General features: G+C 65.1%; 26 protein-coding genes. 16 read left to right on the forward strand and 10 right to left on the reverse strand.

Annotated elements, in window-relative coordinates; genetic code table 11:
• Positions 1 to 59: 59 nt before the first annotated feature.
• Positions 60 to 1,364, forward strand: a complete 1,305-nt coding sequence (locus IVA93_RS01800; RefSeq protein WP_018452925.1) for an HlyC/CorC family transporter — start codon at positions 60 to 62, stop codon at positions 1,362 to 1,364.
• Between the two features lie 142 nt (positions 1,365 to 1,506).
• Here IVA93_RS01800 and IVA93_RS01805 read toward each other — a convergent pair whose 3' ends face one another.
• The gene (locus IVA93_RS01805; protein ID WP_026232423.1) at positions 1,507 to 1,782 is read right to left on the reverse strand and encodes a BolA family protein; all 276 of its coding nucleotides are present in this window, start codon (positions 1,780 to 1,782) and stop codon (positions 1,507 to 1,509) included.
• A 152-nt stretch (positions 1,783 to 1,934) separates the two neighbouring features.
• Here IVA93_RS01805 and IVA93_RS01810 point away from each other — a divergent pair, with 152 nt between their 5' ends.
• Positions 1,935 to 2,570: a J domain-containing protein gene (locus IVA93_RS01810; RefSeq protein WP_018452927.1), complete on the forward strand. Its 636-nt coding sequence runs from the start codon at positions 1,935 to 1,937 to the stop codon at positions 2,568 to 2,570.
• A gap of 198 nt (positions 2,571 to 2,768) precedes the next feature.
• On the opposite strand, the gene IVA93_RS01815 is transcribed toward IVA93_RS01810, so the two are convergent.
• Complete coding sequence (locus IVA93_RS01815; protein ID WP_018452928.1) at positions 2,769 to 3,863, reverse strand: citrate synthase/methylcitrate synthase; 1,095 nt, start codon at positions 3,861 to 3,863, stop codon at positions 2,769 to 2,771.
• A gap of 75 nt (positions 3,864 to 3,938) precedes the next feature.
• On the opposite strand from IVA93_RS01815, the gene IVA93_RS01820 reads away from it, so the two are divergent.
• Entirely contained in the window at positions 3,939 to 5,159 is a 1,221-nt protein-coding gene (locus tag IVA93_RS01820; RefSeq protein WP_085358851.1) for a citrate/2-methylcitrate synthase, read from the forward strand.
• A 48-nt stretch (positions 5,160 to 5,207) separates the two neighbouring features.
• On the opposite strand, the gene IVA93_RS01825 is transcribed toward IVA93_RS01820, so the two are convergent.
• The 3 genes from IVA93_RS01825 to IVA93_RS01835 form a co-directional block, all read right to left on the reverse strand.
• Positions 5,208 to 5,537 (reverse strand): type II toxin-antitoxin system PemK/MazF family toxin, encoded by a 330-nt coding sequence (locus IVA93_RS01825; RefSeq protein ID WP_247789947.1) that lies wholly within the window; start codon positions 5,535 to 5,537, stop codon positions 5,208 to 5,210.
• Positions 5,524 to 5,736, reverse strand: a complete 213-nt coding sequence (locus IVA93_RS01830) for an antitoxin MazE-like protein (protein ID WP_143273843.1) — start codon at positions 5,734 to 5,736, stop codon at positions 5,524 to 5,526. Before IVA93_RS01830 ends, IVA93_RS01825 begins: the two co-directional genes overlap by 14 nt.
• 105 nt (positions 5,737 to 5,841) lie before the next feature.
• Positions 5,842 to 6,501: a DedA family protein gene (locus tag IVA93_RS01835; RefSeq protein WP_018452932.1), complete on the reverse strand. Its 660-nt coding sequence runs from the start codon at positions 6,499 to 6,501 to the stop codon at positions 5,842 to 5,844.
• A 309-nt stretch (positions 6,502 to 6,810) separates the two neighbouring features.
• Here IVA93_RS01835 and cobS point away from each other — a divergent pair, with 309 nt between their 5' ends.
• The 5 genes from cobS (at position 6,811) to IVA93_RS01860 (ending at position 12,860) form a co-directional block, all read left to right on the forward strand.
• A complete protein-coding gene (gene cobS, locus IVA93_RS01840) occupies positions 6,811 to 7,809 on the forward strand; it encodes a cobaltochelatase subunit CobS (RefSeq protein ID WP_018452933.1) in 999 nt (332 codons plus the stop codon).
• A 163-nt stretch (positions 7,810 to 7,972) separates the two neighbouring features.
• Positions 7,973 to 9,877: a cobaltochelatase subunit CobT gene (cobT, locus tag IVA93_RS01845; RefSeq protein ID WP_018452934.1), complete on the forward strand. Its 1,905-nt coding sequence runs from the start codon at positions 7,973 to 7,975 to the stop codon at positions 9,875 to 9,877.
• Complete coding sequence (locus tag IVA93_RS01850) at positions 9,874 to 10,935, forward strand: esterase-like activity of phytase family protein (RefSeq protein WP_018452935.1); 1,062 nt, start codon at positions 9,874 to 9,876, stop codon at positions 10,933 to 10,935. Before cobT ends, IVA93_RS01850 begins: the two co-directional genes overlap by 4 nt.
• A 119-nt stretch (positions 10,936 to 11,054) precedes the next feature.
• Positions 11,055 to 12,167, forward strand: a complete 1,113-nt coding sequence (locus tag IVA93_RS01855) for an NADH:flavin oxidoreductase/NADH oxidase (protein ID WP_018452936.1) — start codon at positions 11,055 to 11,057, stop codon at positions 12,165 to 12,167.
• Positions 12,168 to 12,449: 282 nt separating this feature from the next.
• Positions 12,450 to 12,860, forward strand: coding sequence for a hypothetical protein (locus tag IVA93_RS01860; RefSeq protein WP_026232425.1), 411 nt, complete (start codon positions 12,450 to 12,452; stop codon positions 12,858 to 12,860).
• A 243-nt stretch (positions 12,861 to 13,103) separates the two neighbouring features.
• Here IVA93_RS01860 and IVA93_RS01865 read toward each other — a convergent pair whose 3' ends face one another.
• From IVA93_RS01865 to IVA93_RS40730, 3 genes are all read right to left on the reverse strand, one after another.
• Positions 13,104 to 13,349 (reverse strand): PilZ domain-containing protein, encoded by a 246-nt coding sequence (locus tag IVA93_RS01865; protein ID WP_007599245.1) that lies wholly within the window; start codon positions 13,347 to 13,349, stop codon positions 13,104 to 13,106.
• Between the two features lie 352 nt (positions 13,350 to 13,701).
• Positions 13,702 to 15,039 (reverse strand): T6SS phospholipase effector Tle1-like catalytic domain-containing protein, encoded by a 1,338-nt coding sequence (locus IVA93_RS01870; protein ID WP_018452938.1) that lies wholly within the window; start codon positions 15,037 to 15,039, stop codon positions 13,702 to 13,704.
• Between the two features lie 291 nt (positions 15,040 to 15,330).
• The gene (locus IVA93_RS40730; protein ID WP_007599247.1) at positions 15,331 to 15,462 is read right to left on the reverse strand and encodes a hypothetical protein; all 132 of its coding nucleotides are present in this window, start codon (positions 15,460 to 15,462) and stop codon (positions 15,331 to 15,333) included.
• A gap of 360 nt (positions 15,463 to 15,822) precedes the next feature.
• Between IVA93_RS40730 and IVA93_RS01875 the strand changes: the two genes are divergently transcribed.
• The 3 genes from IVA93_RS01875 (at position 15,823) to IVA93_RS01885 (ending at position 16,853) form a co-directional block, all read left to right on the forward strand.
• Positions 15,823 to 16,080 carry a hypothetical protein gene (locus IVA93_RS01875; protein WP_018452939.1) on the forward strand — a complete coding sequence of 86 codons (258 nt, stop codon included), beginning with the start codon at positions 15,823 to 15,825 and terminating at the stop codon, positions 16,078 to 16,080.
• A gap of 1 nt (position 16,081) precedes the next feature.
• On the forward strand, positions 16,082 to 16,378 hold the full coding sequence (locus IVA93_RS01880) for a hypothetical protein (protein ID WP_018452940.1): 297 nt from the start codon (positions 16,082 to 16,084) through the stop codon (positions 16,376 to 16,378).
• A 196-nt stretch (positions 16,379 to 16,574) separates the two neighbouring features.
• Positions 16,575 to 16,853: a DUF1488 family protein gene (locus tag IVA93_RS01885; RefSeq protein WP_018452941.1), complete on the forward strand. Its 279-nt coding sequence runs from the start codon at positions 16,575 to 16,577 to the stop codon at positions 16,851 to 16,853.
• A 527-nt stretch (positions 16,854 to 17,380) separates the two neighbouring features.
• On the opposite strand, the gene IVA93_RS01890 is transcribed toward IVA93_RS01885, so the two are convergent.
• Complete coding sequence (locus tag IVA93_RS01890; RefSeq protein WP_018452943.1) at positions 17,381 to 17,848, reverse strand: hypothetical protein; 468 nt, start codon at positions 17,846 to 17,848, stop codon at positions 17,381 to 17,383.
• A 186-nt stretch (positions 17,849 to 18,034) separates the two neighbouring features.
• A complete protein-coding gene (gene rpmB, locus IVA93_RS01895) occupies positions 18,035 to 18,346 on the reverse strand; it encodes a 50S ribosomal protein L28 (protein ID WP_026232426.1) in 312 nt (103 codons plus the stop codon).
• A 643-nt stretch (positions 18,347 to 18,989) separates the two neighbouring features.
• Here rpmB and IVA93_RS01900 point away from each other — a divergent pair.
• From IVA93_RS01900 to IVA93_RS01920, 5 genes are all read left to right on the forward strand, one after another.
• On the forward strand, positions 18,990 to 19,799 hold the full coding sequence (locus tag IVA93_RS01900; RefSeq protein WP_085384094.1) for a DUF3108 domain-containing protein: 810 nt from the start codon (positions 18,990 to 18,992) through the stop codon (positions 19,797 to 19,799).
• Positions 19,800 to 20,476: 677 nt separating this feature from the next.
• Positions 20,477 to 23,893 (forward strand): helicase-related protein, encoded by a 3,417-nt coding sequence (locus tag IVA93_RS01905; RefSeq protein WP_018452946.1) that lies wholly within the window; start codon positions 20,477 to 20,479, stop codon positions 23,891 to 23,893.
• 22 nt (positions 23,894 to 23,915) lie between these two features.
• The gene (locus IVA93_RS01910; protein WP_083926310.1) at positions 23,916 to 24,185 is read left to right on the forward strand and encodes an RNA-binding S4 domain-containing protein; all 270 of its coding nucleotides are present in this window, start codon (positions 23,916 to 23,918) and stop codon (positions 24,183 to 24,185) included.
• Positions 24,186 to 24,317: 132 nt separating this feature from the next.
• Complete coding sequence (fdxA, locus tag IVA93_RS01915) at positions 24,318 to 24,656, forward strand: ferredoxin FdxA (protein WP_018452948.1); 339 nt, start codon at positions 24,318 to 24,320, stop codon at positions 24,654 to 24,656.
• Between the two features lie 344 nt (positions 24,657 to 25,000).
• Positions 25,001 to 25,825 (forward strand): CarD family transcriptional regulator, encoded by an 825-nt coding sequence (locus IVA93_RS01920; protein WP_018452949.1) that lies wholly within the window; start codon positions 25,001 to 25,003, stop codon positions 25,823 to 25,825.
• Positions 25,826 to 25,846 lie beyond the last annotated feature (21 nt).

Raw genomic sequence — 25,846 nt, forward strand, 5'->3', positions numbered from 1 at the left:
CGCGAAGTGGGTACCGGTTCGCGTAAGTAACGCGTCAAAACAAGAAACCAGAGTGGTTCATGGATTGGCTCGGATTCACCATCGTCATTCTCTGCCTGCTGGTCTCCGGCTTCTTCGCCGCGAGCGAGACCGCACTGACGGGCGCCTCGCGCGCCAGCATGCTGCGGCTCTCCAAGCAGGGTAATCGCGACGCCGACGTGGTTTCGCAGCTGCTCGACATGCGCGAGCGCCTGATCGGCGCCCTGCTGCTCGGCAACAACATCGCCAATATCAGTGCATCCGCCCTGGCCACCAGCATTTTCACGGCCTGGTTCGGCGACGTCGGCGTGCTCTATGCCACCGGCTTGATGACCGCACTGGTCGTGATCTTCGCCGAGGTGCTGCCCAAGACCATCGCGATCAACGCGCCCGACCGTATGGCGCTCGCGGTCGCGCGCCCGATGCGGCTGACGATGTACGTGCTGGGGCCGCTGCTGCGGATCGTGGAAGTCATCGTGCGGCTGTTGATGCGCCTGTTTGGCCTTGCCGGCGAGCACCAGGCGATCCTGTCGCCGACCGAGCGCCTCCGCGGCGCGGTCGACCTGCTGCATCATGAAGGCAAGTTTGAGAAGCACGACCGCGACATGCTCGGCGGGCTGCTCGATCTGCGCGAGCTCCAGGTCTCCGACGTCATGATCCATCGCACCGAGATGACGATGATCAACGCCGACCTGCCGCCGGAGGATCTGGTGCGCGAGGTGCTGGCGGCCGAATACACCCGCATCCCGCTGTGGCGCGAGAAACCGGAAAACATCATCGGCGTGCTCCACGCCAAGGATCTGCTGCGCGCGATCCGCGCGTCCGACGGCGACACCTCGCGCATCGACGTCTCGACCATCGCGCTGCCGCCCTGGTTCGTGCCGGAAATGCGGCCCGTCTCCGAGCAGCTCAAGGCGTTCCGCCGCCGCAAGACTCATTTCGCCCTGGTCGTCGACGAGTACGGCGAAGTTGAAGGCCTCGTGACGCTGGAAGACATTCTGGAAGAGATCGTCGGCGACATCTCCGACGAGCATGACGTCGTGGTCGCGGGCGTGCGCGCCCAGCCGGACGGCTCGGTCGTCGTCGACGGCTCGGTCCCGATCCGCGATCTCAACCGCGCCATGGACTGGCACCTGCCCGACGAAGAGGCAACGACGGTCGCCGGCCTCGTCATTCACGAGGCGCGCTCGATCCCCGACCGCGGCCAGAGTTTCACCTTTCACGGCTTCCGCTTCCGCGTCCTCCGCCGCGAACGCAACCGCATCACCGCGCTCCGTATTTCACCGGTGCCGCGCGAGACGGAAATGGAGGAAGCCAAGCGGCGGCGGGCGGGGACGTCGTTTTGAAGCGGTAGCTGTCATCGTCCGCCTTGTGCGCGCTTGCGCACTGGGGCGGACGATCCAGTAAGCCGCAGCGGCTCGATTCTAGCCGCGCCGCCTCGGAGTACTGGATGCCCGCCTTTGCGGGCATGACAGCCGCATCGGCGAGCTAGCTGCCGCCTTCTCCCGGCGCTTGCGCGTGGATCGCCAGCGCGTGCACGCTGCCGGAGAGTTCCGCGGCCAGCGCCGAATTTATCATGCGGTGGCGATCGACCCGGCTCTTCCCTTTGAAGGCGGAAGACACAATATAAACCCGAAAGTGCGTCTCGCCGCTCGGCCGATGGCCGGCGTGGCCCTCATGCAAATGTGACTCGTCGACGACTTGCAGGCTTTCCGGCGTGAAAGCTTCCTGCAACTTGTTGCTGATAGTGTCTCTGATGGCCATCTGGGTCATTACGGTGCGAGATCGCTCTCCGTATTGGATAGGCCGCCTCTAGCGGCCGTTCAAGGACGCCTCAGCATAGTTTCGGCTATGCTTTTCAGCTAATTGCAATGTCAAGACTTGAAGGTTTTTGCATTGCGTAGTCAAAGTCAGCCATGCCGATCGATTCATCAAAGTTCTTCGACTCCATCCGGATCAAGCCGAAAGGCAAGCAGCCGGAGGTGAAGCCGCGCGACGCCGTGGTCAATTGCGAATGGACCGGGTGTCAGAACAAGGGCGCGCATCGTGCGCCCAAGGGTCGCGACAATCAGCGTGAGTACTGGCACTTCTGCCTGAACCACGTGCGCGAGTACAACCAGAACTACAATTTTTTCTCCGGCATGAATGCCGACGCTGTCGCGCGCTATCAGAAAGATGCGCTGACCGGTCATCGTCCGACCTGGAAGATGGGCGCCAATGGCGGCGTCAAGAAGGGCGCCGAGGCCGAGATCGACGGCGCCTTCGATCCGTTCAGCATGTTCCAGGAGCTGAACGGCCGCACCGGCTGGCGCGCCGGCCCGCAGGCCGCGCCCAAGGCCGAGACGCGCAAGATCATGAACGCCGAGCGCAAGGCGCTTCAGGTGATGGGCCTCGCCCCCGAGTCCACGCTCGCCGACGTCAAGTCCAAGTACAAGGCGCTGGTGAAGCAGCACCACCCCGATGCCAACGGTGGCGACCGCTCCACCGAGGATCGCCTGATCGAAATCATCAAGGCGTATAATTATCTGAAGACCGTGGTGCGCGAGGCGTAGGCTTCGCGCGCGCTTTCTTCCCTTCTCCCCTTGCGGGAGAAGGTGGCGCGAAGCGCCGGATGAGGGGTTTCTCTCGGCGAATTCAACTGCAAGATATGAGGGTGTCGAGACAACCCCTCACCCGTCTCGCCGCTTTGCGGCGAGCCACCCTCTCCCGCAAGGGGAGAGGGGAAGCACGCGCTCCGGGCTACGCATTCCCTACGCCTTCGGCATCGCGCCCACATATGACGAGCTCGGCCGGATCAGCCGCCCGGTCCGCTGCTGCTCCCGCGCATGCGCCGTCCAGCCGGCTGCGCGCGCCACGGCGAAGATCGGCGTGAAGGCCTGCCTCGGAATCGCCAGCGCATCGAGCAGGATCGCGGTGAAGAACTCCACATTGGTCTCCAGCGGCCGGTCCGGATTCTTCTTGCGCAAGGCTGCGCGGATATAGGCCTCGACCTCGCCGGCAAACGGCAGGTCGGCGCCGTCCGAGGCCAGCGCCTCGATCGCGGTCTTGAGCACGTCGGCGCGGGGATCGCGCACGCGATAGACGCGGTGGCCGAAGCCCATCATTCGCTCGCCGCGGGCGAGTGCCGCGTCCACCCAGGGCTGGATGCGCTCGCGCGAGCCGATCGCGTCGAGCATTTCCAGCACCGGCTCCGGCGCGCCGCCATGCAGCGGACCCGTCAGCGCGCAATAGCCGGCGGTGACGGCGGCAAACAGATCTGCGTGCGTTGAGGCCACCACGCGCGCGGTGAAGGTCGAGGCGTTCATGCCGTGGTCGCTGGCGGTCACGAGATAGGCGTCCAGCGCCCTGACCTCGCGTGGTTCGGGCGCGCGCCCGTGCAGCATGCGAAGCGTATCGGCAGCCTGGCTCACGTTCGGATCGGGCGCCACGGGATCGAGACCCCTAGCCCGGCGGACGAGCGCGCCCGCAATCACCGGGAATGCGCCGACGATCGTCGCCTCATGGGCGAGCCCGTGCTCGGCGCGAACTCCCGCGACCGCCGCGCGAAATCCGTCGATGATGCCCATGCCGCGCGTTGCCGGCAGCAGCTCATCCAGCCGCGCGAAGGCGCGCTCGCGTGCGGCGCCCAGGCTCGCGCGCACATCGGCTTCGCTCAGCGTGGTCGTGCTGGCGCCGTTCCAGAGCCGGGCGGTGACGCCCTCAAAGCTCGACTGGCTCGCCAGTCGGCCAACATGCTCGCCGGCGATGATCAACTCGCCGCGCTCGCCGTCGACATGGCTCAGCACGGTTTCGGCCGCGGGAACGCCGTCCAGCCCGATCTGGCTCTTGGTGAGGTGGATGTTCATGGCCCAAATCTCCTTTGCACCAGCCAAAGATCAGGCCTCTCGACAGATTGATCAATCTTGATTACATTAATCAATATGAAAAATTCGGAAGGTCTCTACCTCTCCGCCCGGGAAGCCGCCGCCGAGCTCGCGATCTCGCCGGCCACGCTCTACGCCTATGTCAGCCGCGGCCTGGTCCGCTCCGAGCCGACGCCCGACTCGCGCAAGAACCGCTATCGCGCCGAGGACGTCCGGGCGCTGAAGGAGCGTCGGGTGCCGTCGCCGGAGCCGCGCGGCCTGCGCAGCTTCGATGCCGATCTGCCGGTCATGGACACGGAGATCTCCACCATCACCGAGGAGGGCGCGATCTATCGCGGCGTCAATTGCGTCGATCTCGCGGAGAACGACACGCTGGAGCACACGGCGACGCTTCTGTGGGACGTCTCCGGCGTCGATCCCTTTGCGCCGGACAATTTTCCCGCGGTGTCCGATGAGATGCGCCTGATCGCGCAGGCCGCGCGGCGCGCCGCGCCGATCGATCGCGCCATTGCCGTGCTGGCGCTCGCATCGAGCGCCGATCCCCGCGCCTTCACCCGCGCGCATGATGGACGTGCGATGGTCGGTGCGCGCATCGTCCGGCTCCTGGTCGCGACCATGCTCAATACGGAGCCGTCCGCCGAGCCGCTGCACCAGCAGATCGCCAGTGCCTGGGCTCCCGACAACAAGCACGCGGCCGATCTCATACGCCGCGCGCTGGTTCTGCTCGCCGAGCATGAGTTGAACGCGTCCACCTTCACCGCGCGTTGCGCAGCCTCGACCGGTCTTAATCTTTATGATTCCGTCATCGCCGGCCTCGCCGCGCTGAAGGGACCGAAGCACGGCGGTGCCGGCGTGCTCGCCTCGCAGCTCGTCAAGGCACTGGTCGATCGTGACGTCGAGCCAATGGTCCGGGAGCGTGTCGCGCTCGGCGAACGCTTTGCCGGCTTCGGTCACGGCGTCTACAAGCGGGGCGATCGGCGCGCGCAATCGCTGCTCAACGCGCTCTCTCGCGCAGGCGCACCGCGCAAATTCACCAAGGAGGTGCCCGAGCGGATCGCGGAGGCGACCGGCGAACTCGTCAATATCGACTACGCGCTCGCGGTGCTCGTGCACGCGCTGCGCCTGCCTGGCGGCAGCGAGCTCGCCCTGTTCGCGATGGCCCGCAGCGTCGGCTGGATCGCACATGCGAGCGAGCAGTTGCAGTTCGGCAAGCTGATCAGGCCCCGGGCGAGGTATGTCGGGCCGGCACCGGGGCGGAGGGGAGGCGCTGCTAGCTAGGATCGCTGCTGCGGTCGTCCTGGCGGAAGCCCGTGCTCGGGTACCTGATCAATCCGCAAGCCCTAACACGAACGCCAAAGCAATCCCAATCCGCGCCATATCCTGGCTGCCGAGGCGCCCGATCTTCTGTCCGATCCGTTCGCGTCTCACGGTGATCGGCTTGTCGGCCATCGCCTGCGATCTCAGTCGTAATCCATTTTCGCGGGTTGGCTCGATAGTCACCCGAAAATCCGGGGCGTGCACCAGTTCGGAAGTCAACTGGCAGATCACGACGGAGGCATGAGTTTCAGGGAAAGCGTCGCTCTGCACGATGACCGCCGGGCGGGGTTTGCCATAGTCGCCCGTTGCAGCGACGGTCACGACGTCACCGCGTTGCATCTGCATCAAACTCGGAGACCGACTCGATCCACTGCAGCGCGTTGCGCTCGCGATCGGGGTCGAGGCTGGCAACTTGCTTCGCCACCCGTCGTCGAACTGACCGCGAGCGAGCATCAGCTACGACGAGGCGCAGTTCGCGCAAGCCCCGCAGCCGCCTCCGCTGGCGCATCATTTTCATTCTTTCAGCGGGTGCAGTCATTGGAAACGATCCCATGTAACGCGTTACAATGTAACGCGTTACGGCTTGGAGGCAAGGGCCGCCACGTTGCGAAGTCCCCAAACCGCAGTGCGCCGCTCGACGCTATCACCCTCGCGGCTTCGCCACCGCCACGCCGCCGCCGTTCCGGCGGCGATAGATCCAAACCGCCAGGCCTACGACGATTGCCACGCCGACCACGGTCAAAATCCACATATGCTTATACGGATGCCCATGGTGCGGCAGCCCGGCATATTCGTGCAGGGCCGACACCGCCAAAACGCCCGGCAGCACATGCGCCGGCGCCCAGACCAGGATCGCCGGGATGTTGATGGCGTAGAAGCGGGCCGGGGGCATGCCGAGCGCGCCCGCCGTGACCGGGACGAAGGCACGGATCGGCGGCACGAAGCGGGCGAAGAACACCGCCCAGGTGCCGAAGCGGTGGAAGAAATTCTCGCTCTGTTCGACCACACGCGGATAATTGGTCAGCGGCCAGGTGTTGAGGATCTCCCGTTGTTGCCGGTGTCCGATCCAGTAGGCCGAACCATCGCCGAGCACTGCGCCGAGCGCCGCCGCCAGCAACACCCATTGCAGCTTGAGCTCGCCGCCCGGGACCAGGGCGCTCAGCGCCAGGATGATCGTCGAGCCGGGGATGACCGACCCCACCACCGGAACCGCCTCGAGCAGGGCCGCCAGAAACAGGGTCAGATAGGCCAGCCACGCATGGGCCGAGACGAATGAAATGAGGGGATCGAGAAAGGACGTCACATCGTCTCTGCGGTGGGATTGGGCCTTGGGGTTCGGACCCTATATTCAGACCCTACATAAGTAATGAGCGGCGGTAAAAGTGCCACCCGCGTCGGCAGGACGGTGCCTTCGGCACGAAATTCAGGCGTGATTCGCAGGGCAGCCTTCCAAAAATCGCGTTCCTTGCCTATCTAAATGAAAAGACAACGGAACTTTGATCGGGGGGCGGGCTTCTGCCCGCCCGTTGTCTCTGATAGGTTCGCAACAGCACCCAGCCGCAGCCAACGTGCAATAACTGGTCTCGGGATCGCCCGGGACCTCGGAGGATTGATGACGACCGCCGCGATGTCCAAAGTTGAGGAAGTTTCCGGTTTGCCCGACATGAAGGTGTCGGTGCGCCAGGTGTTCGGGATCGACAGCGATCTCGAAGTCCCCGCCTATTCCGAAGTCGATCCTCACGTCCCCGAAGTCGATTCCGATTACCGCTTCGACCGCGCCACCACGCTCGCCATTCTCGCCGGCTTCGCCCACAACCGCCGCGTCATGGTCACGGGCTATCACGGCACCGGCAAATCCACCCATATCGAGCAGGTCGCTGCGCGACTGAACTGGCCCTGCGTGCGCGTCAACCTCGACAGCCACATCAGCCGTATCGACCTCGTCGGCAAGGACTCGATCGTGGTCCGCGACGGCAAGCAGGTCACCGAATTCCGCGACGGCATCCTGCCCTGGGCGCTCCAGCATAACGTCGCGCTGGTGTTCGACGAATACGACGCCGGCCGCCCGGACGTGATGTTCGTGATCCAGCGCGTGCTGGAAGTCTCCGGCCGGCTGACGCTGCTCGACCAGAACAAGGTGATCAAGCCGCATCCGGCATTCCGCATGTTCTCGACCGCCAACACCGTCGGCCTCGGCGACACCTCGGGCCTCTATCACGGCACCCAGCAGATCAACCAGGGTCAGATGGACCGCTGGTCGATCGTCACCACGTTGAACTATCTCAGCCATGACGAGGAAGTGGAGATCGTGCTGGCCAAGGCCAAGCACTATCGCACCACGGAGGGCCGCGACATCGTCAACAAGATGGTTCGCCTCGCCGACCTCACCCGCAACGCCTTCGCCAATGGCGATCTGTCGACGGTGATGAGCCCGCGCACGGTGATCACCTGGGCGGAGAACGCCGACATCTTCAGCGACATCGGCTTTGCGTTCCGGGTCACCTTCCTCAACAAATGCGACGAGCTCGAACGTCCCCTCGTCGCCGAGTTCTACCAGCGCTGCTTCAACGCGGAGCTGCCGGAATCGTCGGTGAACGTGGCGCTCAGCTGATCGCTCTCGGTGTGTCGTCCCGGCCGAGTGCGCAATTGCGCACGGGGGCCGGGACCCATACCGCGAGGTCTCTCTGTGAAGCGACGCTGCTAATTTCTCCTGACGCAATGATTGCCGGCGGTTATGGGTCCCGGCCTTCGCGGGGACGACGGGTAAGGGCGAGATGAGCACCACCTCCAACTCCAAATTCCGCAACACCAAGGAAGCCCCGACCGAGCCGTTCAAGCGCTCGGTGGCCTCCTGCCTGAAGGCGATCGCCAAGGCGCCCGAGCTCGACGTCAGCTTCGCCGCCGAGCGTCCCGGGCTCGCGCCGGGCAAGGCGCGGCTGCCCGAGCCCGCGCGAAAGATGACCAGGCGTGATGCCGCCATCGTGCGCGGCCACGCCGATTCCATCGCGCTCAAGCTCGCCTGTCACGATCCGAAGGTGCATCGCAAGCTGATGCCGGGCAATCCGCAGGCGCGCGGCGTGTTCGAGGCGGTGGAGCAGGCCCGTGTCGAGGCGATCGGCGCGCGGCGCATGGCGGGCGTTGCGAAAAACCTCACCGCGATGCTCGACGACCATTTCCATCGCGGCAAGTTCGACGAGATCACCGATCGCGCCGACGCGCCGCTCGCCGACGCGCTGGCAATGCTGGTGCGCGAGCGCCTGACCGGCATGGCGCCGCCGACGGCCGCCAAGAAGATGGTCGATCTCTGGCGCCCTATTCTCGAAGACAAGATCGGCAGGCGGCTCGACCGGCTCGATACCGTGGTCGAGGACCAGACCAGGTTCGGCGATGCCGTGCATGATCTGCTGACGGCGCTCGAGATCGGCGACGAGCGCAGCGCCGACAGCGAAGACAATGACGAGAACGACGAGAACCAGGACGGCGACAACGATCAGTCCGGCGCCGAGGGCTCGCCCGATTCCGACGCCGCGCAGGAGATGAGCGCCGATCAGGCCCAGGCGTCGAGCGAGGAGATGAGCGAGAGCGCGATGGAAAGCGCGCAGGCCTCGACCTCCGACACCTTCGACGACGGCGAGCTCGGCGACGACGAGACGCCGGGCGAGGCGACGCGGCCGAATTCGCACGGCAAGAACGAGCCGCGCGGGCCGGAATATCACGCCTTCGCGCCGAAGTTCGACGAGGTCATCGCCGCCGAAGACCTCTGCGACCATGACGAGCTGGAGCGGCTGCGCGCCTATCTCGACAAGCAGCTCGCGCATCTGCAGGGCATCGTCGCCCGTCTCGCCAACCGGCTGCAGAGGCGCTTGATGGCGCAGCAGAACCGCGCCTGGGAATTCGATCTCGAAGAGGGCATTCTCGACCCCGCGCGGCTGTCGCGCGTGGTGACCGATCCCTATCACCCGCTGTCCTTCATGCACGAGAAGGAGGCGACGTTCCGCGATACCGTGGTGACGCTGCTGCTCGACAATTCCGGCTCGATGCGCGGGCGGCCGATCACGGTCGCGGCGACTTGCGCCGACATCCTCGCCCGCACGCTGGAGCGTTGCGGCGTCAAGGTCGAGATTCTCGGCTTCACCACGCGCGCCTGGAAGGGCGGGCAATCGCGCGAGGCGTGGCTTGCCGCCGGCAAGCCGGCCAGCCCCGGCCGCCTCAACGATCTCCGCCACATCATCTACAAGTCGGCGGACGCCCCCTGGCGTCGTGCGCGGAAAAACCTCGGCCTGATGATGCGCGAAGGGCTGTTGAAGGAGAACATCGACGGCGAGGCGCTCGACTGGGCGCACAAGCGCCTGCTCGGCCGGCCCGAACAGCGCAAGATCCTGATGATGATCTCGGACGGCGCGCCGGTCGACGATTCCACGCTGTCGGTCAATCCCGGCAACTATCTCGAGCGGCACCTGCGCCACATCATCGAGGAGATCGAGACCCGCTCGCCGGTCGAGCTGATCGCGATCGGCATCGGCCATGACGTGACGCGCTATTATCGCCGCGCGGTGACGATCGTGGACGCCGAAGAGCTCGGCGGCGCCATCACCGAAAAACTCGCCGAACTGTTCAGCGAGACCAACACCGCGCCCACGCAGCCGGCCAACCGCCCGCGACGCAAACTGCATTCGTGAGCAACCATCGGTCCCGCCGCAGCTTTATCGGCCACGCGGCGGCGGGATTTTCCACTCTCGCACTGTCTCGCCTGGCGCAGGCACAGCCGGCGCCGAAGCCGGCGCTGATCGAGCACGCCGTCGCCGCGCCCGTTGGCATCGAGGTCAACGCGCGGCCGATCCCGAATTTCGAGCCGCGCGACCGCGCGCGCACGCGGTTCGGTTCGCTGGACTATCGCGGCGGCCTGGTGCTGACCTCGCCGCATCGCGGCTTCGGCGGCCTGTCCGGCTTCCGCTTTCTCGACAGCAAAGGCGAGCGCTTCCTCGCGATCTCCGACCAGGGCACCTGGTTCACCGGTCGCATCCGTTATTCCGGGCGGATCATGACCGGCCTCGGCGACGTCGAGGCCGCGCCGGTGCTCAATGCGGAGGGGCGGCCGATCACGGAGAAGCGGCTGTGGTACGACACCGAGTCGCTCGCGCGTGACGGCGACCTCGTCTATGTCGGGCTCGAGCGCGTCAACCAGATCATGCGGTTCGATTTTGCGAAGGGCGGCACACGCGCGCGCGGCGAGGTGCTGCCGACCCCGCCGGCGGTGCGCAAACTGCCCTACAACAAGGGGCTCGAGGCGCTGGTGTTCGTTCCAAAGGGGCAGCCGCTCGCGGGCACCTTGATCGCGCTGTCGGAGGGCGGCTTCGATGCCGACGGCAATCTGATCGGATTTTTGCTCGGCGGCCCCACACCCGGCCAGTTCAGCATTCGCCGCACCGACCAGCAGCTCATCAGCGACGCGGTGCTGCTGCCCTCGGGCGATCTCCTGATCCTCGAACGCAAATTCTCCTGGTTCACCGGCGTCGATATCCGCATCCGCGCGATCCCCCTGAAATCGATCGCGCCGGGCGCATTGGTCGACGGCCCCGTGCTGTTCAAGGCCGATCTCGGCCACGAGATCGACAACATGGAAGGCATCGACGCCCACGTCACGGCTGACGGCGAGACCGTGCTGACATTGGTGTCGGACGACAATTTCTCGATGCTCCAGCGCACCCTGCTGCTGCAGTTCGCGCTGGTGGAGTAGGGCGGCGCGGCCGCAATGCATCCCCCGCGAGCCGCCATGCCCCCCGCGCGGCTGGCAATCGGCGCATCGCCCACTACACTCTCTCCATCTCCCTGCCCCCCATCCCGGAACTCCCCCGCATGAGCGCCCTGTTTTCCCCGATCAAGCTGCGCGGCCTGACTTTGAAGAACCGCATCGTGGTGTCGCCGATGTGCCAATATTCGGCCGAGGACGGCGTCCCCACCGACTGGCACTTCACCCACATCAACAATCTCAGCCTGTCCGGCGCCGCGATGTTCTGCATCGAGGCGACCCATGTCGAGGCGATCGGCCGCATCACGCCGGGCTGCCTCGGGCTCTACAGCGATGCCGCCGAGGCCGCGCTGAAGCAGATCCTCACCTCGGTGCGGAAACATTCCTCGACCGCCGTCGCAATGCAGCTCGCGCATGCCGGCCGCAAAGCCAGCAGCGCGCGGCCCTGGGACGGCGGCCAGCTGATTCCGCAGGACGCGGGCGGCTGGCAGACCGTGGCGCCGTCGGCGCTGCCGCACAAGGAGGGCGAGGCCGCGCCGCTGGCGCTCGATGCCGCCGGCCTCAAGCGCATCCGCGAGGCCTTCGTCGATGCCGCCAAGCGCGCCGATCGCATCGGCATTGACGCGGTCGAGCTGCACGGCGCGCACGGCTATCTCCTGCATCAATTCCTGTCGCCGATCTCGAACAGGCGCACCGACGAATATGGCGGCTCGCTCGAGAACCGCATGCGCTTCCCGCTGGAGGTCTACGACGCGGTCCGCGCCGTATTCCCGCACGACAAGCCGGTCGGCATGCGGGTGTCGTCGACCGACTGGGTCGAGGGCGGCTGGGACCTGGCGCAGACCATCGCATTCGCAAACGCGCTGAAGGCGCGCGGCGTCGACTGGATCGATGCCTCCTCCGGCGGCGTCTCGCCGCTGCAGAAGATCGCACTCGGCCCCGGCTATCAGGTGCAGTTTGCAGAGGCCATCAAGCGCGAGACCGGTTTGCCCACCATCGCCGTCGGCCTGATCACCGAGCCGAAGCAGGCCGAAGAGATCGTCGCATCCGGCAAGGCCGACATGGTCGCGCTCGCCCGCGGCTTGCTCTACGACCCGCGCTGGGCCTGGCACGCCGCAGCCGAACTCGGCGGCGAGGTCGAAGCCCCGCCGCAATACTGGCGCTCGCAGCCCTCGACCCAGAAGGCGCTGTTCGGCAAGACCACGTTCGGGGCGCGGTGAGAGAGGCGAGTCTGGCGCGAGGACCGCGCCGCAAACTCGTCATTGCGAGGAGCCCTTGCGACGAAGCAATCCAGGCTGTGTCCGCGGAAAGATCCTGGATTGCTTCGCTGCGCTCGCCATGAGGATGGGGAGGCAGCCATGCGACACACGCCAAGGTCGTTGCTCCGCGTACCTTTTGGTCCCGTGCCGTTCCGCCTCACGCATCCGTAAACCCTCTCAGCTTCCACCCCACCCAAATCTGGCCTAACCTCGCGTGCGTCCAACGCCTCGCGGAGGCCCGCCATGCGATTTCGTGTTCGAAAAGCTGCCCACGTCATCGAGCGCGTGGGCCTTGCGATGGCGGGCGCGGCGTGCGGGCTGTTTGTCGGCGCTTATGTGGGATCGGCGATCCCCGCGCTCACCACCGAGGGGTTCCTGCTGCTGATGATGGTGCTGGGCTTCGTCGGCTTCTATCTCGGCATCGACACGCCGCAATTGCCGTTCGACGAGGCCCACGGCGACATCGACGCCGCGGAACTGTTGAGCGCCGCCGGCACGCTCTGCGCCACGCTCACCGCGCTCGCCTCCGTCGCCATCATCGTGCTCCGCCTCGATCCGCACATCGCCTGGAGCTGGTTCGCCTTGTTCGGCTGGATCGCCGGCGTCGCGATGCAGATCGTCGCGGGCGCAAAGGCGCGGATGCGGAAACCGTGAATTTGTTGTGTTGGGAGAGATCGCGCCGCAAGTACACTGCGTTCCCTCCCCCTTGTGGGGGAGGGCTAGGGAGAGGGGTAGCCACACGGCGTGCTCTGTCGAATGAAGCGACACTCTGTTGCCATCGCTTCGCACGTAACTAACACCTTTTGCTGGGCCACCCCTCTCCCCAACCCTCCCCCACAAGGGGGGAGGGAGCCGAGCGGAGTGTGGAGCGCGGCCTTGTTCAGCAGCTGGAAGGAGTCAAAACACCACTCCCACCTTCGTGCCGCGCTTCCACGCCACGCGGCAGCGTTTTTTCGTGTTCACATGCAGCAGCTCGAAGCGATCGGGAATCTTCACCTGGCCGCCGAGATCGACGCAGGCACCTCCGGGCGAATAGTCGATCAGCGTGCAGGGGATCACCGGCGCGCGCGGGTCGGTGATGATCTTGGCCTGGCGGGACACCAGGCCCGCGGGTTTGACGCGGGCATGTCGTCGCGGATGCATTGGCACTCTCCTCCAATTTCCGCGGATGGCGCGGGTGGTCAGGAGATGATGCCCAGGAGTTGATTCGATCCGGCTAAGGCGGGGCGGAGAATTTTAATGAAAAGTATCGGCGAATGGAGAAAGCGGCGGTAGCGGGGTGGGAAGGCTTCCCCCTCTCCCCTTGTGGGAGAGGGTGGATCGCCACGAAGTGGCGAGACGGGTGAGGGGTCTCGCACGGCATACGAAGCTTTCGCGTTCGCGGCGACAACCCCTCATCCGGCGCCATAGCCGATGCGAAGCGTCGGCGTTTTCAAGAACGGCGGCCGAAGACCGCCTATGCCACCTTCTCCCACAGGGGGAGAAGGGAAGGCCCTCACCCCACCACGATCTCCCCCGACTCCGCCACCATGCCCACACCCGGCGGCAGCGGCATCGGCACCGTCACATACTCCTTCGGCAAATTCACCGGCCGATAGTCCGGCTCCACCGCCATCCGCTTCAACACGCTCTCATGCACATGCGCGCCTTCGGGGATCAGGCGCGGTTCGCAATCGGGGATGTAGAACCCGAGAAACACCTTCCGCGCCGGCCATTCCCGGTACTTGGCGCTCTTCGGCAGATATTCCAGCACGCGCCAGGGCGCCGTCATCGAATCATGCAGCTCGCCGGTCTTGCCGGTGTAAGCCGGCGGCACGTATTGGAACGGCGAGTTCTTGCGCTGGATGCCCCAGGCGAGCTGGTTCACCGTGCGCGGGTTGAAGTTCAGCCCCGCCTTGGTCGCCTCCTCGATCATCCAGAGCAGCGGATATTTGGACTCGCCGCTCTCGACTTCCGGATAGCCGCCACCGACGTCGCAATGCACGCCGGCGAACCACACCTGCAAAATGTCCTGCGGCTCCTTCTTGTCGTCGGGCACGAAGCGGTTGCGCCAGTACTCCTGCGGCTCCTCATACTGCTTGAGGCGGAACATGCAGCGCCGCTCGTCGATGGCGATCGCCTGGCGGAAGATGTTGACGCTGGGATTGCGCAGCGTGAAGGCGAGCTCCTCGAAGCTCGGCAAATAGCCCCGGTCGGCGCGCGGCACGATCACGCTCGCCACCGTGTCCCAGACGCCGATGAAGTGGATGGTCGGCCAGCGCGACGAGGTGATGCGTGCGAACTGCGCGGCGAGATCGAACTTGTTTTTCGGCAGCGGCCCGCTGTCGTCAAAACCCTCATCGATGAGGTCGCTGACATCGTTGCCGCGCCCGGTGCCGGAATATTGCTTGTAGGCGACGAGGCCACTGCCTGCGAGGTTGGCCTGCTCCGGCGAGATCAGGCCGATCTTGTGGATCAGCCCCGCCAGCACGCGAACCGTGTAGGCACCGCGCGAAAAACCGAACAGGTAGATCCTGTCGCCCGGCGCGTAATGCTCGACCAGGAAGCAATAGGCCGACAGCGTGTTGTCATCGAGCCCGTAGCCAGTGGCGAGCCCCAGCACCAGATTGACGTTGGCTTTCCAGCGGTGCCACGTCGACGGCTCCGTCACCGTGCCGACCCCGGGATCGTAGAACACCATCTGCCGCGGCCGCGTCTTGTCGGTCTTGCGCAGGCAGCGATAGAGCTTCAGGACGTTGGAGATGTTTTCGGAAATCTCGTTGCCGGTGCCGTCACAGCAGATGACAAGGTTCTTCGGCTCGGATGTGTGCTCGGCGTTGCGCTCGTGATCCACAGGATGCCCCTCCCGCTGATGCTACCCGGGCGAGTATAGCGGAAAAGGGCGGGGAGAGGGAGATGACGCTTCTTCTCCTCTCCCCTTGCGGGAGAGGGTGGATCGCCGCGAAGCGGCGAGACGGGTGAGGGGTCTCTCTCCGCGTGCGAATCTCTCGCGTCAGAACTCCCGGAGACAGACCCCTCATCCGGCGCCATAGCCGATGCGAAGCATCGGCGTTTTCAAGAACGGCGGCCGAAGGCCGCCTATGCCACCTTCTCCCGCAAGGGGAGAAGGGAAGGCGCCCGCCGGCTACTTCTTCTTCTGGCCGATCTCCGGCTGCCAGGCCGCGTCCTTGCGGCTTGGCGCTGCGGCGCTGGTCTTGATCTTGTCCTTTTTCGGCTTCTTGGTCTCGCGGTTGCTGCGTTGCTGTCCCTTGGCCATGACGTCGTCTCCTCCTGGGTTTCGAGTTCGTCCGCGTGCGAGATCGGCGCTGCAATGGTCGCTGGGCGGGGCTGTGAGATGCACCCGCCCGAACCAATGAAGATCGCCGCTGCGCACACGAGGCGCGAAAGATGCAGCGCAACATCGACGCGCGGCAATTGCGTGAGCTGCGCTGACGTGGTCGAGCGTACGCCCGCGTCCTGCCGATTGCGAGGACTAAAACGCCGCGCACGAGCACCGCGCTTGCGCCGTAAGTCCCGGCCCACGCTGACATAATGCTGGCTATTGCCGGGTAACAAGCGCATGGTCGTGACCAGCTGGTGTCGGTTGGGGCCCCTTCTTTGCGAAAGGCAGGCGCGCATGACCATCCGCTCGCGGCGAGAAACCATCACCTTCAAGCATCCATTCCACATCCGCGGCCTCGAGCGCCAGTTGCCGGCCGGCGCCTATGAGGTCGTCACCGACGAGGAGATGATCGAGGGCCTGTCCTTCGCATCCTATCGCCGCGTCGCCACCATGATCACGGTGCCCTCCGAAGGCGTGCGCGGTGCGACGGAGATGCTGTCGATCGGCTCGGTCGACCTGGCGGATGCCCAACGTATCGACGCGAGTGCCTGACATGACTGACATCCCGGTCGATCTCGACAGCCACCGCGGCATGGCCGCCCAGAAGGCAACCGATCTGCGCCGCGCGCTGGCCGATGTCGAGGCCCAGGTCAGGGAGCTGCGCGAGCGCGAGGCCGAGCTTGAAAACCGCATGATGTCGGTGCCTGCCACGTCCTGGCCGGAGGCCGCCGTGAAGGCCCGCCATCTGCTCAACCTCTATGCCGCGAGCCTGCCCACCGAGGACACCCGCCACCGCGCGCTGGTGGCCGCCCTGTTCGACGATTTCGCAAGGCTCAACGGCGACGGCTGAAGGCGAGGCAACGCGCGCAAACACCGGCGTCGTCCTGGCCGAGTGCGCAATTGCGCACGGAGCCGGGACCCATAACCACCGAAGTCAGTTTTTGTGCACCCTCGTGCCACAGCCTGCTTCGATAACGCTGACCGGCGCCGCCCCCAGTGCGCAATTGCGCAAGTCCGGCACGACGCGGACGCAAAAGGAGTACCCCATGACGCTCACCAGCAGCCGCTTCATCGCCCACGACCAGGACCGCGGCATCGTCCAGTTCTCGATGCAGGACGGCGCGAAGGAGATCGCCTGCGCGATCTCGACCTCCGCCATGGACGACCTCGAGCGCGGCCCGCGCGCCCGGCCCAGCGAGCGCGAAGAGCAGTTCACGCGCCTGCGCGAACGCATCGAAGCCTGCACCGGACGCAAATATCAGGCGACGGAGTTCGAAGGCACGCCGCCGGGGATCGTGCTGCGGAGCATTGATTTTCGGGGGTAGGGGAACGGCGTGGGCTAGAAGTATGGCGGAGCCGGGCCGTCGGTTCCGTCGCGTGGCTGTCTGGACGAATATGAAGGAACTTCATTTTGGAGAAATGAGATCGGTGAGTTGGATTGGTCTAAACACAATATAGTTTGTTCGGGCCTACTGCCGCTTAGCGATAGAGCAGTAGAAATGGAAAGCCTTCAAGACTGCAATTGTCGCGCTGAGGTCAGCGTGTGTTCCAAACTGCCGTATCATTTTTCGGAGTAGGGCTTTTCCATCTCGCGTGAGCTCCCAATGAACCTTGTCGGCCACTTTGTCTGCTCGGATCACTGCGCTCGGATGGTCCTGAACTAAGAGATCAAAAAAGTGGTTTGGCAGTAGATCCTCTAGTTCCCAATTCAACCCTTTGTAGGCCAGGTTTTCCCGTTCAAAGGCCTTTTGGAGAGTCTTGGGATCGAGATTGCCGCTCGTTGGCATGTGTGGATGAAGCCGGAAGACGTCACGAAACTCCACAATACTTGTGTCCAAAGCAGTCGCAGCTCTTACTGCCTGTTGGCCTGCCTTGTCATTGTCGAATAGTCGTTGCCTGCAACTACAAGAACTTGGCGAACTCCCGAGCGGCGGAGGTCCTCCACCATCGTCATTCTTCTCAGCCTATTTTCAAATTCCGAGGTGGAGCTTCCCTCACGTCCATTGAGCAAGTAGATGGGCAAACAGCGCTGGGGAAAAGTGATGCGCGACGGATCGCTATCGACGATCTGCACGAAGCCCCTTCGTCTAGCCATATCGTCGCCGGAGCGCGATCCTTGATCGAGCGCTGAGATCAACCGCTTGTCAGAAACCTCGGATAAGACTAGCCGCCAAGGCAAGCCTAGGAATGATATCAAAGTTTCGAGTTGGGGGCATTCCTTCGGCAGGTCGATCAGCCAAAGTGCAATGTCGCGGCTGTCGAGGTTCGACAGGAGATTGTCCGAAGCTCCGTCGACAAGAAAAAGTTTCTTTTGGTTCATTTTCCCGCTCCCATGCCGTCATGGCGTTGCCTCGATGCCTTCCAAACGGGATGCACCGTTTGATTGTAGGAGGAAGCGCGGTGTTATCAACAAAAACGGCCGGATCTTCCGATCCGGCCGTCACGCAAAACTCTTCCAGCTAAGCCTACGCCTCGCGACGCAAGCCCTCGCCCGATTCGAAAATTCTTAGCTCGCCTTCTTCTCCGGCGCCGGGGTCGGGCCGACCTTCTTCTGGATGGCGCGCTTCAGCTCGAGGGCGCGGGGCGACAGCACGGCGGCCTTGGCCTTGAGCAGGAAGGGATCGAGGCCGCCATTGTGGTCGACGCTCTTGATCGCGTTGGTGGAGACGCGCAGGCGCACGTTGCGGCCCAGCGCTTCGCTGATGAAGGTCACGTTGACCAGGTTCGGCAGGAAGCGGCGCTTGGTCTTGATGTTGGAGTGGCTGACCGTGTGGCCGACCTGGGGGCCCTTGGCCGTCAATTCGCAGCGGCGAGACATGGCAAAATCCTCAATCTTTCCCAACGATGTGCGGCCGCCATTCGGGGCGCCACGGGCAAATTCTCTGTCCTTGCAGGGAGCGGGCGGACGTATAGGGGGGAAGCGGCGGGACGTCAAGGTTTTGGGGCGGGTTTCGTGCTCCAAGGTAGCTGTCATCGCCCGGCTCGCCGCCTTCGCTGAAGCTTCGGCGGGCCGAGCACCCGTGTGGGCCTCGGCGTAGCCTTGGCGGAGCCGGGACCGGGCGATCCAGTACTCCGCGCCGGTGCGGCTGACCAGAGGGGCCGCGGCGTACTGGATGCCCCGGTCAAGCCGGGGCATGACGGCGGTGGAGGTGGCGGGGTGAGGTGCGCTTTCAGTCCCACCCCCGATCACCAAAACGGCAATGATTATCGCGCCTTACCATCACATAAAGGGCGTATTCGCGCCCGAAAAGTCCGGTGGAGTTCCGGACGCCGACAGGCCCGGACGCATTGCTTGGCGCGGTATTTGGCTTAAGTAACAACCGTTCGCGCCCCGATTGGATTGTTTCGTGCTCACAACGCCTCATCTTGCGCCGAGCCTGCGCCCAAAAGAGCTGCGCTCAGCGGAGCGGCGCGCGAGGAATCCGCGCGTAAGCCATCCTCGCTCTGCCGGCCGCTGGGTCATGGCGGCCCTTGGCGGGCTGGTGTTGGCGTGGGCGGCGGAGCCCGCGGCGGCGCAGGGCAAGCTCGAGGCGCAATATGAGGCGACGCTGGCGGGCATTCCCGTCGGCAAGGGCGCCTGGAACATCGACATCCAGGACGATGTGTTCGCGGCCGCGGCCTCCGGCGGCACCTCGGGGCTGCTGAAATCCTTCGCGGGCGGGTCCGGCACCGGCGCCTCGCAGGGCCGCGTGGTCAACGGCGCGCTGGTCGCGACCGGCTATCAGGCCTCCACCACCACCTCGAAGAAGACCGAAGAGATCCGCATCACGCTCGACAAGGGCAATGTGAAGGATTTTGCCATCCTGCCGGAGCCGCCGGTCGATCCCGACCGCATCGTCGTCACCGACGCGCATCGCCGCGGCGTCTGGGACCCGATGACGGCCTCGCTGGTGCGCGTATCCGGCACCGGCGACGTGCTGTCGGCGGACGCCTGCCACGGCAGCGCCGCCGTGTTCGACGGCCGCATGCGCTACGAGCTCAAGCTCGATTTCAAGCGCATGGAGAACGTGAAGGCGGAGAAGGGCTATCACGGCCAGGTCGTGGTCTGCTCGCTCTATTTCGTGCCCATCGCCGGCTACATCCCCGACCGTCCGGTGATCAAATATCTCGCCGCCCAGCGCAACATCGAGGTCGCGTTCGCACCGATCGCCGGCACGCGCATCCTGGTCCCGTTCTGGCTGAAAGTGCCGACCCCGCTCGGGCCGGCCATGCTGGAAGCAACCAGCTTCATCACCAGCGCCCAGCCGCCCAAGGTCGCGAAGACGCAGTAGGGCTGGGTGCCGTAGCCCCGCTGCCGTAGCCCGGATGGAGCGCAGCGTAATCCGGGGTTCTTTGCTTCGGCCCCCGCATTGCGCTCCGCTCCATGCGGGCTACGGACCTCCCTTTTGGTGAAAATAAACATCAATGATTTCAAGAACATGCCTACTGTGCATGGGGTTGTTTTCGCGCATTTTGTTTGGAGGGGGTCGAGAACCGGGAATCCATTTGACTCCTCCCCGATTCTGATTCGACTCCGCGCCGTCCCCAGCTTTAACGAATCCGCCATCGAAACGTCGCTTGTGCGGCGGAGCAAAACTCCATCTAGTGCGAACCCACAAGCCTCCCGCGACATCTTGCGTGAACGGAACAGGACTCAAGGGGGAGTCAGCGATTCGGCCGCGATTCGTTCTCAACTCGTTCCGAAGCTTAAAGCCAACGGGAAAAGCGTCGCAAAGTGAGACAGTTGCGCTGGGTTCAGGGAGAGGCGCCGCATTCTCCGCCGTCATGCCCCGGCTTGACCGGGGCATCCAGTACGCCGCGCCCTCTCGGTTTGATCTGCGCCGCCTCTGGAATACTGGATCGCCCGGTCGAGCCGGGCGAGGACAGCAGTGTGTGAGGCGAGCCCTTCGCGCCACCGCCCCAAAACAGCACTGACATTCGCCCCAATCGCCATTACCTAATCCCCCAGATGCCTTTTTCCTCCTCCCCCTTCGCTTCCGAGCGGCTTCCCGGCGCCGGCGTCACTGCGGTGCTTGGTCCCACCAACACCGGCAAGACCCATCTCGCCATCGAGCGGATGCTCGCGCATCCCTCCGGCATGATCGGGCTGCCGCTGCGCCTGCTCGCGCGCGAGGTCTACAACAAGATCGCAGCAAGGGTCGGCCCCGACGCCGTCGCGCTCGTGACCGGCGAGGAGAAGATCAAGCCGAAAGCGCCGCGCTATTGGGTCTCGACCGTCGAGGCGATGCCGCGGGATCTCGACGTCTCGTTCCTTGCCGTCGACGAGGTGCAGATCGCATCCGATCTGGAACGCGGCCACGTCTTCACCGATCGCATCCTCAATCGCCGCGGCCGCGACGAGACGCTGCTGCTCGGCGCTGCGACCATGCGCCCGATCATCGAGCGGCTGCTGCCGGGCGTCTCCATGATCACGCGGCCGCGCCTGTCGCAGCTGGAATTCGCGGGTGATCGCAAGATCACGCGGCAGCCGCGCCGCACCGCCATCGTCGCCTTCTCGGCCGACGAGGTCTACGCCATCGCCGAGCTGATCCGCCGCCAGCATGGCGGCGCCGCCGTGGTGCTGGGTTCGCTGTCGCCGCGCACCCGCAACGCGCAGGTCGCGATGTTCCAGAACGGCGAGGTCGATTACCTCGTCGCCACCGACGCCGTCGGCATGGGCCTCAATCTCGACGTCGACCACGTCGCCTTTGCCTCCGACCGCAAGTACGACGGCTACCAGTTCCGCCGCCTGACGCCGTCCGAATTCGCTCAGATCGCCGGCCGCGCCGGCCGCGCCACCCGCAACGGCACCTTCGGCACCACCGGCCGCTGCGGCCCGTTCGAGCCCGAGCTCGTCAATGCGCTGCAGAACCACACCTTCGATCCCGTGAAGGTTTTGCAATGGCGCAATTCGAAGCTGGATTTTGCTTCCCTCGGCGCGCTCCAGGTCTCGCTGAACCTGGCCCCCGGCCACGAGGCGCTGACGCGCGCGCCGATTGCCGAGGACATGCGCGTGCTCGACCACGCCGCCCGCGACGCCGAGGTGCGCGATGTCGCGCATGGCAAGGACGCCGTGGAACGGCTGTGGGAGGCCTGCCAGGTCCCGGATTATCGAAAGCTGTCGCCGGCCGCCCATGCCGAGCTGGTGACGACGCTGTACGGCTTCCTGATGCGGAAGGGATGCATCCCCGACGCCTGGTTCAGGACCCAGATCGACCAGGCCGACCGCGTTGACGGCGATATCGACACGCTGTCGGCCCGGATCGCGCAGATTCGCACCTGGACCTTCGTCGCCAATCGCCCCGACTGGCTGAAAGACCCCGAACGCTGGCAGGGGATCGCCCGCGAGGTCGAAAATAAATTATCGGATGCGCTCCATGAACGCTTGACTGAGCGTTTCGTTGATCGCCGGACCAGTGTATTGATGCGCCGCCTGCGGGAGAACACGAGCTTGAATACGGAAATCGGCAAGACCGGCGAAGTCATCGTCGAAGGCCATGTCATCGGCCGCCTCGATGGCTTCACCTTTGCACCGGATGCGGCGGAAGCCGGCTCCGATGCGAAAGCGTTGCAGGCTGCAGCGCAGGCCGTGCTCGCCGGCGAGATCAACGCGCGCGCCGAAAAACTGGGCAACGCACCGGACGAGCAGTTCGTGCTGACCTCGGAAGGCATCATCCGCTGGACCGGCGACGCCGTGGCGCGGCTGTCTGCCGCAGAGGAAGCGCTGCATCCGCGCATCCGCATCATCTCCGACGAACGCCTCACGGGCGCCCCCCGCGACAAGGTGCAGGCGCGGCTTGAGCTCTGGCTCAAGACGCATATCGAAAAGCTGCTCGGGCCGCTGTTCGAGCTCAGCAAGGCCGAGGACGTCACCGGCATCGCCCGCGGCATCGCCTATCAGCTCGTCGAGGCGCTCGGCGTGCTGGAGCGCCCGAAGATCGCCAACGAGCTGAAGGATCTCGACCAGCCCTCGCGCGCGACCTTGCGCAAATACGGCGTCCGCTTCGGCGCCTATCACCTCTATTTCCCCGGCCTGCTCAAGCCGGCCGGGCGTGCGCTGGCCGCGCTGCTCTGGGCGCTGAAGCAGGACAATGTCGATCCCTCCGCGCTGTCGGGCGCGCAGCATCTGGCGAGCTCGGGCCGCACCTCGTTCCCGGTCGACAAGCAGCTGCCGCGCGATGCCTATCGCGTGCTCGGCTACAAGCAGGCCGGCGAGCGCGCCGTGCGCGTCGATATCCTCGAGCGCCTGGCCGATCTGATCCGTCCGGCGCTGGCCTGGCGCGAGAACGCGTCTGGCGAAAAGCCCGCCGGGGCATTCGACGGCCGCAGCTTTGTGGTGACGCAGGCGATGACCTCGCTCACCGGCTCCGCCGGCGAAGACTTTGCCTCCGTGCTGCGTGCGCTCGGCTATCGCATGGACAAGCGCCCGCCGCTGCCGGCGAAGCCCGCCGCGGCTGTTGTCGAGACGCCTATTGCTGAGGCGCCTGTTGCTGAAGCCTCCAGCGAAGAGACGCCCGCAACCGAAACGCCGGTCGAGGACGCCGCAACCCCTGCGGATGCCGCGATCGAAGCCGCTGCCGAGCCTGTGACCGTCGAAGACGCGCCCGGGATGGAGCAGCACGACGAGCCCGCGCATGACGAGCCGGCGCTCGAAGCTTCCGTCACGCCGGAAGACGCTCCCGGCATCGCGCCACCTGCGGAAGAGCCTGTTGCCCCCGCTGAAGCTGTCGAAACCGCACCTGCCGAAACCGCGCCTGCAGAGACCGCTGCAACTGAAGCCGCTGCGTCGGCCGATGCGGCAGCGCCGGTGGAAGCCGCGGCCGCGCCCGCCGAGCCCGAGCTCATCGAGGTCTGGCGTCCCGCGGGCCGTCACGATGATCGCAAGCCGCGCCACGAGCGCCATCGCAACCAGCGTCATCACCAGCCGCGTCCACAGGCGGGCGCTGAAGCCGGCGCTGCGCCTGCCGAAGGCGAAGCCCAGCCTGCCGCCGACGGCGAGAAGCGCGGTGAGCGCCATCGCCATGGCGGCGGTCATCGTCGAGATGGTGGCAGGGACTTCCGCAAGCCGCGAGAAGGTAGCGCCGAAGCTGCGCCGCGTCCCGAGGGCCGCGACGACAAGAACCGCCGCTTCGAGGGCAAAAATGGCGGCAACAAGGACCGCGACAACAAGGACCGCAACAAGGGCAAGTTCGGCGGCGATCGCGACAAGGGCCGCGATAACCGTGGCCGCGACCGCGACAAGGGCCGCGACCGCCAGGGCGGACCGTCGCTGCGTCCCTACGCATCGAGCGCCACCCCGCGCGAGCGCGATCGTCCGGTCGATCCGAACTCGCCGTTCGCGAAGCTCGCTGCGCTGAAGGAGCAGCTGTCCGGGCGTAAGGAGTGAGCCCACGACCGAGCGGCAGCGCATCGACAAATGGCTGTGGCACGCGCGGGTGGTGAAGGCGCGCACCTCCGCGGCCGCGCTTGTCGAGTCCGGCCATGTTCGCGTCAACGGTGCACGCGAGAAATCGCCGGGGCATGCGATCAAGATCGGCGACGTGCTCACCATCGCGCTCGATCGCACCGTGCGCGTCTTGAAAGTCATCGCCTTCAACGAGCGCCGCGGCGACGCCGCCTCGGCCCGTGTGCTCTACGAAGAGCTCGGTGAAGGCCCGCCAAGTTCTCAGCGCAATTAATTGCGCTTTGAATTCATTTCTTGGTCGATCAAGCGCATAAAGCCGTCATGATCGGCCGTTCCTGAGCTTGCGGCGCCGGGCCATCCGCGCTACGCAAGCCGCGACTTTTAAAAGAGCTTTTCGGAGCGTTGGATGACTTACGTCGTCACTGAAGCGTGCATCAAGTGCAAGTACACCGACTGCGTCGAGGTCTGCCCGGTCGACTGTTTCTATGAGGGCGAGAACATGCTCGTCATCCATCCTGACGAGTGCATCGACTGCGGCGTGTGCGAGCCGGAATGCCCCGCCGATGCCATCAAGCCGGACACGGAACCGGGCCTGGAAAAGTGGCTCACGGTCAACGCCGACTACGCCAAGAGCTGGCCGAACATCACCCAGAAGAAAGAATCACCCGACGACGCCAAGGATTTCGACGGCATGGAGGGCAAGTTCGACAAGTATTTCTCGCCGAACCCCGGCTCCGGCGACTAATTCGGGTCAAACTTAACCCTATTAGCGGCCTTACCGCCGAAAACTAGGCCTTAACACCCCTAAATCATTGATTTTTGCGGGAAATGTGCTATATTGGGCACATTGAGCCGAACCCTGGTTAGCCCCGTCGGCCCCGTTGGGTTCCCGTGAAACCAAATGTCGAACAGGGGCGTGGCAGTTTCCGCGCGCAGGCTGTGTCACAGAAAACGCGTAAAAAGAGTACTTCAGCGAAGGCTTCCCATAAGGACGCCAAGAAAGTCGCCGCGGCCAGCCGTAGCGCATCCAAGGGTCGGACCGCGACGAAGGCGCCGGCTGCAAAGTCCTCGAAGAACAAAAGAAGCGCAATGCCTAACAAGACTGCCAAGCCGGCCGCGAAAGCGACCGTTGCCAAGCCTGTTGCCGCCAAGCCCGCCGCCAAGCCCGCTGTTGCCAAGGCTCCCGCTGCCAAGCCCGCCGCAAAGGCTCCTGTTGCTGCTGCTCCTGCCAAGGCCCCTGTTGCTGCCGCCAAGCCGGCCGTGAAGCCCGCGGCTGTTGCGCCGAAGGTCGAGGAAAAGAAGGTTGTGACCCAGCGTCAGGGCTTCAAGGCCAACGAATTCGTCGTCTATCCCGCTCACGGCGTCGGCCAGATTCTGGCCATCGAGGAGCAGGAGATCGCCGGCGCGAAGCTCGAGCTGTTCGTCATCAACTTCATCAAGGACAAGATGACGCTGCGCGTGCCGACCGCCAAGGTCGCCAATGTCGGCATGCGCAAGCTCTCCGACCCCGCGCTGGTGAAGCGTGCGCTCGAGACCCTCAAGGGCCGTGCCCGCGTCAAGCGCACCATGTGGTCGCGCCGCGCCCAGGAATACGAAGCGAAGATCAATTCGGGCGACATCGTCGCTATCGCGGAAGTCGTGCGCGACCTCTATCGCTCCGAGTCGCAGCCCGAGCAGTCCTACAGCGAACGCCAGCTCTATGAAGCAGCGCTCGACCGTCTCTCCCGCGAGATCGCGGTGGTGCAGCACTCGACCGAGACCGAAGCGGTCAAGGAGATCGAGGCCCAGCTCGCCAAGAGCCCGCGCCGCACTGGCGCCAAGTCCGAAGCCGCCGAAGGCGAGGCCGATGCGGACGCCGAGGGCGATAGCGACGAGACCGAGGGCGGCGCCACGGTCGCCGACGAGGCCGCGTAAGCGTCTCGCGCGTCGAACGCA

Origin of the sequence: Bradyrhizobium sp. 155 (assembly GCF_023101105.1) — a bacterium.
In the GTDB taxonomy this organism is placed as follows: Bacteria; Pseudomonadota; Alphaproteobacteria; order Rhizobiales; family Xanthobacteraceae; genus Bradyrhizobium; species Bradyrhizobium canariense_D.

Coding starts and splice junctions, on each gene's coding strand:
- IVA93_RS01800 (WP_018452925.1), top strand. CDS start 60: ATGGATTGGCTCGGATTCACCATCGTCATTCTCTGCCTGCTGGTCTCC.
- IVA93_RS01805 (WP_026232423.1), bottom strand. CDS start 1,782: ATGGCCATCAGAGACACTATCAGCAACAAGTTGCAGGAAGCTTTCACG.
- IVA93_RS01810 (WP_018452927.1), top strand. CDS start 1,935: ATGCCGATCGATTCATCAAAGTTCTTCGACTCCATCCGGATCAAGCCG.
- IVA93_RS01815 (WP_018452928.1), bottom strand. CDS start 3,863: ATGAACATCCACCTCACCAAGAGCCAGATCGGGCTGGACGGCGTTCCC.
- IVA93_RS01820 (WP_085358851.1), top strand. CDS start 3,939: ATGAAAAATTCGGAAGGTCTCTACCTCTCCGCCCGGGAAGCCGCCGCC.
- IVA93_RS01825 (WP_247789947.1), bottom strand. CDS start 5,537: ATGCAACGCGGTGACGTCGTGACCGTCGCTGCAACGGGCGACTATGGC.
- IVA93_RS01830 (WP_143273843.1), bottom strand. CDS start 5,736: ATGACTGCACCCGCTGAAAGAATGAAAATGATGCGCCAGCGGAGGCGG.
- cobS (WP_018452933.1), top strand. CDS start 6,811: ATGACGACCGCCGCGATGTCCAAAGTTGAGGAAGTTTCCGGTTTGCCC.
- cobT (WP_018452934.1), top strand. CDS start 7,973: ATGAGCACCACCTCCAACTCCAAATTCCGCAACACCAAGGAAGCCCCG.
- IVA93_RS01855 (WP_018452936.1), top strand. CDS start 11,055: ATGAGCGCCCTGTTTTCCCCGATCAAGCTGCGCGGCCTGACTTTGAAG.
- IVA93_RS01860 (WP_026232425.1), top strand. CDS start 12,450: ATGCGATTTCGTGTTCGAAAAGCTGCCCACGTCATCGAGCGCGTGGGC.
- IVA93_RS01865 (WP_007599245.1), bottom strand. CDS start 13,349: ATGCATCCGCGACGACATGCCCGCGTCAAACCCGCGGGCCTGGTGTCC.
- IVA93_RS40730 (WP_007599247.1), bottom strand. CDS start 15,462: ATGGCCAAGGGACAGCAACGCAGCAACCGCGAGACCAAGAAGCCGAAA.
- IVA93_RS01875 (WP_018452939.1), top strand. CDS start 15,823: ATGACCATCCGCTCGCGGCGAGAAACCATCACCTTCAAGCATCCATTC.
- IVA93_RS01880 (WP_018452940.1), top strand. CDS start 16,082: ATGACTGACATCCCGGTCGATCTCGACAGCCACCGCGGCATGGCCGCC.
- IVA93_RS01885 (WP_018452941.1), top strand. CDS start 16,575: ATGACGCTCACCAGCAGCCGCTTCATCGCCCACGACCAGGACCGCGGC.
- IVA93_RS01890 (WP_018452943.1), bottom strand. CDS start 17,848: ATGAACCAAAAGAAACTTTTTCTTGTCGACGGAGCTTCGGACAATCTC.
- rpmB (WP_026232426.1), bottom strand. CDS start 18,346: ATGTCTCGCCGCTGCGAATTGACGGCCAAGGGCCCCCAGGTCGGCCAC.
- IVA93_RS01900 (WP_085384094.1), top strand. CDS start 18,990: ATGGCGGCCCTTGGCGGGCTGGTGTTGGCGTGGGCGGCGGAGCCCGCG.
- IVA93_RS01905 (WP_018452946.1), top strand. CDS start 20,477: ATGCCTTTTTCCTCCTCCCCCTTCGCTTCCGAGCGGCTTCCCGGCGCC.
- fdxA (WP_018452948.1), top strand. CDS start 24,318: ATGACTTACGTCGTCACTGAAGCGTGCATCAAGTGCAAGTACACCGAC.
- IVA93_RS01920 (WP_018452949.1), top strand. CDS start 25,001: ATGCCTAACAAGACTGCCAAGCCGGCCGCGAAAGCGACCGTTGCCAAG.